Genomic DNA, 6,149 nt, shown 5'->3' on the forward strand with positions numbered 1-6,149 from the left:
GTCAAAACCGTTTATTTTGACCTAATTTAGTACCCGTTAAGATCGCAAGAAAGCGATTGTCACTGGCTGTCACTTCTAACTTATTTGGCTACTGGCATCTTTGCGGATATACATATAAAATTAATATCGTTTTTAATTGATTTTTACAAACTTAGAATCTACTGTTTCATTGATAAAGTAGATCTTTTTGCCTCCAAAATCTTTTCCCTCTGTATTGTAAGCTGCAACTTGAACAATACCTGTTGAAGTGGATTTCAACTCATTAAGCTCAGCAGAAGAGAAAGTTACTGACGTTGCTCTGGCTTCTTTTGTGACTACTTTGCTTCCATCAGAAATAACCCAGAGTAGATTATCAATATTTGCTGGAATTGCTTGAATAGTCAAGGTGACATTCCCGGATCTTGAAATTTCCTCTCCTACATTTGTAAAGGAAACAACACCGGGCATTCTTTTGGCAGTGGTGTGATTAATCGCAGTAAATCCATTTGCGCCAGCGACATTCCATTTGTTTGTTTGACCAGAGTTCAAACTTAACATGACGTCTGTAGGATTATTGATATAAGAATTACCCCCTACAGTGGTAAGGTTGTAATCATTGAGAGAAACATTCCCTACACTTACTAAACTGCCTGTTCCACCAGAACCGGAATAAAAGTTTGCTGAGGCTACATCGATTAGAATATCGATTCCAGGGACTGGGACAGCAACTGGAGTATTTGCCTTCACTTTGATAGCTGCCAGAACTGCATTTGCATCTCCAGGAGTAGCTGGTAATGGGTTAGAAGATTGGGAAATGGAATCTGGATCATTTGAGCCTCCATCGCATCCAAAAATAAATACTGAAGCGAAAAGTGCTGCAATCCAAAAGTTTAGTGTTGTTGATTTCATAGCAATTTGGTTTAAAATTATAACCAAAAGTACCTGCTAGGAATCCTGCCTGAAATAAGGCAAATGGCGTATTAAGGTGAGATCTTTAGATAATATGGCCGCAAAATAGCGTAAAAATGTTTTTTTATTTTTTGATCAGTTGCTCTAAACTGATTCGAAGAATCTGACCCATATTGGCAGCTTCCAAAAATTTATCATTCCCATAGTGTTTTGCAAGTTCGATCTTAAGCGATTGAATATTTGCAGGAAGGGAAATTTTATCATGTTCCATTGATCTTAAGATATCCTCAATCCCTTTTTGGGAGGAACGAAGCCGATGAGCAATCAGGGCACGTTCTTCTTTTTGATACTGTTTCATTGATTCAGGGGTAATATATTTCATCCCTAATTGAATCAGAACATTGTTTTCTTTGAAATACTGAGGCAGATAAATTGATTTTTTCCCTTCGTAGGATTGTTGGTCAAAATCTATCGCCCGTATTCGATAATGTGTCTCTTCAAAATCCGGAGTCACATCGATTACAAAATTTGAGGAATGCATATCACCTAAAAGTCTGACAAAGCAGCGTTCGTTGAACTTCACAAATTCTTTTGCCAATCGAATCGGATTTAGATGAGGATCCTGCATATGCACTCTCATAAACTTATCTCCGGGTATCCCAGCGATATGTTCTTCAATTAAAGTGTCTTTGTGAACAAGGTAGCTGATTCGATTAGGTGAAAGCAAGTGCTCCAATTCCAACCCATATACTCTTGATGCATCCGCATTTTTGATATAGAAATAATCAAAATTATCATTGATTCGGTTTACTATTCTCACCCGAAATGGTTGGGTATTTCCATATACGCAGAGATCGATACGGTCAACATATAGATGCTCCATGACGGACATATCACCACCAGCCTTGAGGAGAGCATAGATTTTTTTGACATATAAATGAATCTCTTCTCGGTCAGATTGATCGTAAAATACGGTTTCCCAAAGGGTGTCCTGATCTTTAGAGTCATAGAGCGCGATGGAATTCGTGTAGCGTAAGAGCTCATGGTAATGAATGGGGATATCTACCTCGCGAGAATATTTGATCAGGTATCGTCGTAATCCCGGACTAATCGAATAGATGATTTTTTTCTTGCTGATCAATGCCATTTCTAGAAATCTACATGTTGACTTTTCTTGAGGTTTCTATCAAAAATAAATGGTCCAAAAGGAAGTATACTGGCCACCAGCGCAAAAAAGGTTCTGCTAAAATTCCAATTTAATTGGTGAGCAGTAGGGAAAACAGTATAAATATAAATCATAAAAAGTACGCCATGGGCCCAACCTACATAGGTCACAGCTAATGGTACTTCAAACATATATTTCAAGGGCATTGCGATAAATAATAATACCAGAAATGAAACTCCTTCGATCAAACTAATCCATCGAAATCGCTTTGCCCATTTGGTTTGTTGTGGAGTAAGGCTCATTATTTTTTTGATATGTTAAATAATATTTTGAGTGATTCCCAGAGTTTTACTTTCAACGCTCGATCTTCAGAAATAACCGTGAGTGAATCAGCAAAAAGGAATTCCGTTTCATCCTCTGTGTGTACAGTATAGTCTAAGGCCGGTAAAGCATTGATCGGATGTTTGATTCTTCCAAACTTCAGAACCCTATGTGCATTTAAGTCCATAAACTCCTCTAAGCTCCTTCCTTCAAGGCTTTTCGAAGAAATCATGCCTACTTCATTCATGGAATGGTTGACTGCGTTGATCATTTTGACTAGCATGTCCATCACTTCAGGTGCCAACTTTTCTTCCTCATGAAGGATTAGTACCCCATTCTCAAATTTTCCTTCATAATGGATCGGCTCTTTGGTGGTAATAAAATCTTCATCACTTTTAGATGATTTAGATTTTTGATTTTTATCTCCATTTTGAGAATTAATGGCATTTCTGGTAGCTGAATCAAATTCTTCTCGGATCAAAAAAAGATCCTCTGTCAGGATATGCTGCAATTGCTGGATGTTAATTTCTTCCATGATGGGAAATTGCTCAAAAATCGCCTGAACACAAAAAAGCCGAGCGTTATTCTCGGCTATTTGTTTCTTTTATAATTAGAAAATCTTGATTAATCCAGATTAAAAATACTCTTCAGTTCTACAGCATCCTCAGGTTTCATTCGCTTTGCAAGTACAAGCCTAAGTTGACGTCTCCTTAATGCACCTTCAAATTGTTCGATTTCATCTGCAGTTTCAGGTACTACCTCAGGAACTTCTATTGGTTTCCCATTCTGATCCACAGCTACAAAAGTGAAATAGGCCCTGTGAGTCATCACTTTTTTATTTGCCGGAATATCTTCTGCTGTGACTTCAATGAAAACTTCCATTGAAGAGTTAAAAGAGCGAGTTACTTGTGATTTTAGCGTTACGACATTTCCCAAGGCAATTGGTTGTTTAAAGGAAATGCTATCTGCTGAGGCAGTTACAACGATTCTGTTTGAATGTTTTTGCGCGGCTATAGCTGCAACTACATCCAACCAATGCATCAATTTACCTCCCATGAGGTTATTTAACGTATTCGTATCATTGGGAAGGACCATTTCGGTCATGATTGTTGCCGATTCCCGGGCAAATTTCTTCTTAGCCATAATTCAGATTTTGGACAAAATTAGAAATATTATATTGATTAAGCGAGTAACTTGAAAATATTCAGAATAAAATTTGGATTTAAATTCAAATTCTTTCTTTGTGAAGCTTTGGAAAAAATAAAATTGTTTAAACCAAATACCTTTTTTAATTCCAACCGTCTTTTCCCAAGAGGGGCACAAAAGCAAATCCATCAAATTCTTCACGAACAACTTCCTTTGCAGATTTTTTAATGATCCTGACCATCGCTTGACGTTTTTTATCACCGACAGGAATTACCAAGATCCCACCGACTTTCAGTTGCTGAATCAAAGCCTCAGGAATCACAGGTGCACCAGCAGTTACGATGATCTTATCATAAGGTGCATACTCAGGAACTCCCCCTGTGCCATCCCCATAAAACAAATGAAATTCAATACCTAATCGCTTTAGAAATCGCTTTGTCCCTTCATATAGTTTGTGTTGATATTCAATGCTATATACGTCAGATCCGAGAAGGTGAAGAATGCTTCCTTGGTATCCGGAACCAGTTCCTATTTCTAAAATTTTATCTCCTTCCTTCACGTCTAAAAGCTCCGTTTGGAAAGCTACGGTATAGGGTTGGGAGATAGTTTGTCCTTCACCGATTGGAAAAGCTTTGTCTTCGTAAGCATGAGAAATTAATGCCGAATCGAAAAAGAAATGTCGAGGTAAAGTGTTGATTGCTTGTAGAACTCTTTCGCTTTTGATTCCTTTTTCCCGAAGAAGTGCAATTAAAGCTTTTCGTTTTCCCTTGTGGAGATAGGTGTCTTCTAATTTCAGCAGAGGCATGGGTTAATTCAAATATGCGGTCGAAGATAAAAGAATATTTGGCTTTATTTGAACTCCAATGTGGCATTTTTGCTTAATCATTGAAACTTTGAAAGTTAAAATATTTACCATGTTTACAGGAATAATTGAGGCATCCGGGATTATTTCCCAAATCACTACTGAAGGAACAAATGTTCATTTTGACCTTAACTCAAGCCTTGCCAATGAGTTGAAAATCGATCAATCTCTTGCACATGACGGGGTTTGCCTGACGGTCGTAAAGACTTCTCCAGAATCTTACCGCGTAACTGCTATTCAGGAGACGATCTCCAAAACCAATCTTGCAGAATGGAAAGTCGGGAAATCTGTCAATCTGGAACGCTGCATGCCTGCCAATGGTAGATTTGATGGTCATATTGTGCAAGGCCATGTGGATCAAACAGGTGTAGTAAAGGCAGTGACCGATCAAGGTGGGTCCTGGCTGTTTGATTTTGAGTTTGATAATCAATTTGGGAATGTGACTGTAGAAAAGGGTTCAATTACAATCAACGGGACAAGCCTTACCTGTTTCAATTCTGGCCCTGGCAGATTTTCTGTGGCCATAATTCCTTATACCTATGAGCACACTAATTTTCATCAATTGAAAGTAGGGGATCTGGTCAACTTGGAGTTTGATATTCTAGGAAAGTATATTCAGCGAATTATTAGAGGGTACGAGTTGCCTTAAGCTCAATAAATCGAAAGTTCTTTTATCCGTATTTGTTTTTTTATAGCACATTATATAGTAAGTGAAAGTATTTTATAAAATTGATATTCAAGTGTTTAGGATTTTATTTCTATTTATAACTTTAATAGTAATCCAGCCTGTTTTTTCGCAAGAAAATGACTACAAGGTAGAGCAGTTTCTTTTTGATTGCATGGAGGAATCCTTTGCAAAAAAAGATGTTAATCTAAGTGCTGAGTTGGATCGGTTCGAAAACTATTTGATCACGAAAGGCGATTTACAGGAGGCAACCGGTAAAGCTTTTTTTGATATTTTTTTGGAAATCCAATCTGATAATGATGTTTTAATTTTCATTCCGTATTCTGAGTTTCCTGAACTTAGAAGTCTTTTTCCACAAGAATTTTATTCGGATGTATGCCTGGAAGAATTACGAAAGATGAATTCCTCTGACCTTAAGGGCTCAAAGTATTTTGAGATGAGTCGTGCACTTTCTTCGATCAATCGAGAGATGGTGACTCCAGAAAAAGTAGCCGCTGCAGTAAGTGGAGTACTAGAGCCAGCAGATTTTGATAATCCGTATTATCGGGCATTGACGTTACTGACTATTTTGAATTTGTCAACCGACAAACCAGTTAGAAATATATTAGATCCGGATTTTGACGAATCATCTTATTTCACGATTCCCATTTTTATCTCAGGTGACGATGAACTGTTTTTGTTTAAAAAAATGATTGCTCAAGAGGATTTTGAACTTCAATTAACTAAACAGATTGAGGAACATTCTAATTATCTTATTCGATTGGAATTTGACCGTAAATCCAGCTATAATCTTTACACTACCCTTAGAAAGGAAATTGCTGATGTATTGATAAAACTTAGCCAAGAAAAGGCCAAAACGCTTTTTAATAAAAATTATGAAGAACTAAGCGAAGAACAGAAGCTTCAAATTGATGAGATTTATCCCTTTAGAATAAAGGAAATAATGGTAGAGAAATAATTAATCTTTATAGAGGTGTCCGCTTAACATCATATCATATTTGAGATATACATTTTATCTGCTTTTACCATTCTGATGATTAGATTATTGAAGATGGTGTCTTTGTTCTGGGAGCGATTAATTC

At 37.1% G+C, this 6,149-nt stretch carries 8 protein-coding genes and 1 pseudogene; 2 read left to right on the plus strand and 7 right to left on the minus strand.

The genetic code is table 11. The features are described 5' to 3' along the window. Positions 1-132: 132 nt before the first annotated feature. From P8O16_RS19035 to P8O16_RS19060, 6 genes are all read right to left on the minus strand, one after another. Entirely contained in the window at positions 133-888 is a 756-nt protein-coding gene (locus P8O16_RS19035; RefSeq protein WP_300317512.1) for a hypothetical protein, read from the minus strand. 124 nt (positions 889-1,012) lie between these two features. After that, positions 1,013-2,035 (minus strand): hypothetical protein, encoded by a 1,023-nt coding sequence (locus P8O16_RS19040; protein WP_075352421.1) that lies wholly within the window; start codon positions 2,033-2,035, stop codon positions 1,013-1,015. Between the two features lie 2 nt (positions 2,036-2,037). After that, positions 2,038-2,355: a DUF3817 domain-containing protein gene (locus P8O16_RS19045; protein WP_300317516.1), complete on the minus strand. Its 318-nt coding sequence runs from the start codon at positions 2,353-2,355 to the stop codon at positions 2,038-2,040. After that, positions 2,355-2,909, minus strand: a complete 555-nt coding sequence (locus P8O16_RS19050; RefSeq protein ID WP_300317519.1) for a hypothetical protein — start codon at positions 2,907-2,909, stop codon at positions 2,355-2,357. Before P8O16_RS19050 ends, P8O16_RS19045 begins: the two co-directional genes overlap by 1 nt. Positions 2,910-2,998: 89 nt before the next feature. After that, positions 2,999-3,517, minus strand: a complete 519-nt coding sequence (locus P8O16_RS19055; RefSeq protein ID WP_300317522.1) for an acyl-CoA thioesterase — start codon at positions 3,515-3,517, stop codon at positions 2,999-3,001. 145 nt (positions 3,518-3,662) lie between these two features. Continuing rightward, on the minus strand, positions 3,663-4,319 hold the full coding sequence (locus P8O16_RS19060) for a protein-L-isoaspartate(D-aspartate) O-methyltransferase (RefSeq protein ID WP_300317527.1): 657 nt from the start codon (positions 4,317-4,319) through the stop codon (positions 3,663-3,665). A 115-nt stretch (positions 4,320-4,434) separates the two neighbouring features. Here P8O16_RS19060 and P8O16_RS19065 point away from each other — a divergent pair, with 115 nt between their 5' ends. Both P8O16_RS19065 and P8O16_RS19070 read left to right on the plus strand, forming a co-directional pair. After that, entirely contained in the window at positions 4,435-5,031 is a 597-nt protein-coding gene (locus P8O16_RS19065; RefSeq protein ID WP_300317528.1) for a riboflavin synthase, read from the plus strand. 91 nt (positions 5,032-5,122) lie between these two features. Next, complete coding sequence (locus tag P8O16_RS19070; protein WP_300317525.1) at positions 5,123-6,025, plus strand: hypothetical protein; 903 nt, start codon at positions 5,123-5,125, stop codon at positions 6,023-6,025. Positions 6,026-6,054: 29 nt separating this feature from the next. Here the strand turns inward: P8O16_RS19070 and P8O16_RS19075 are convergent. After that, positions 6,055-6,149 (minus strand): annotated as a pseudogene (locus tag P8O16_RS19075) (IS1595 family transposase); the annotation flags it as partial.

It is taken from the genome of Algoriphagus sp., from assembly GCF_029254265.1.
Classification (GTDB): domain Bacteria; phylum Bacteroidota; class Bacteroidia; order Cytophagales; family Cyclobacteriaceae; genus Algoriphagus.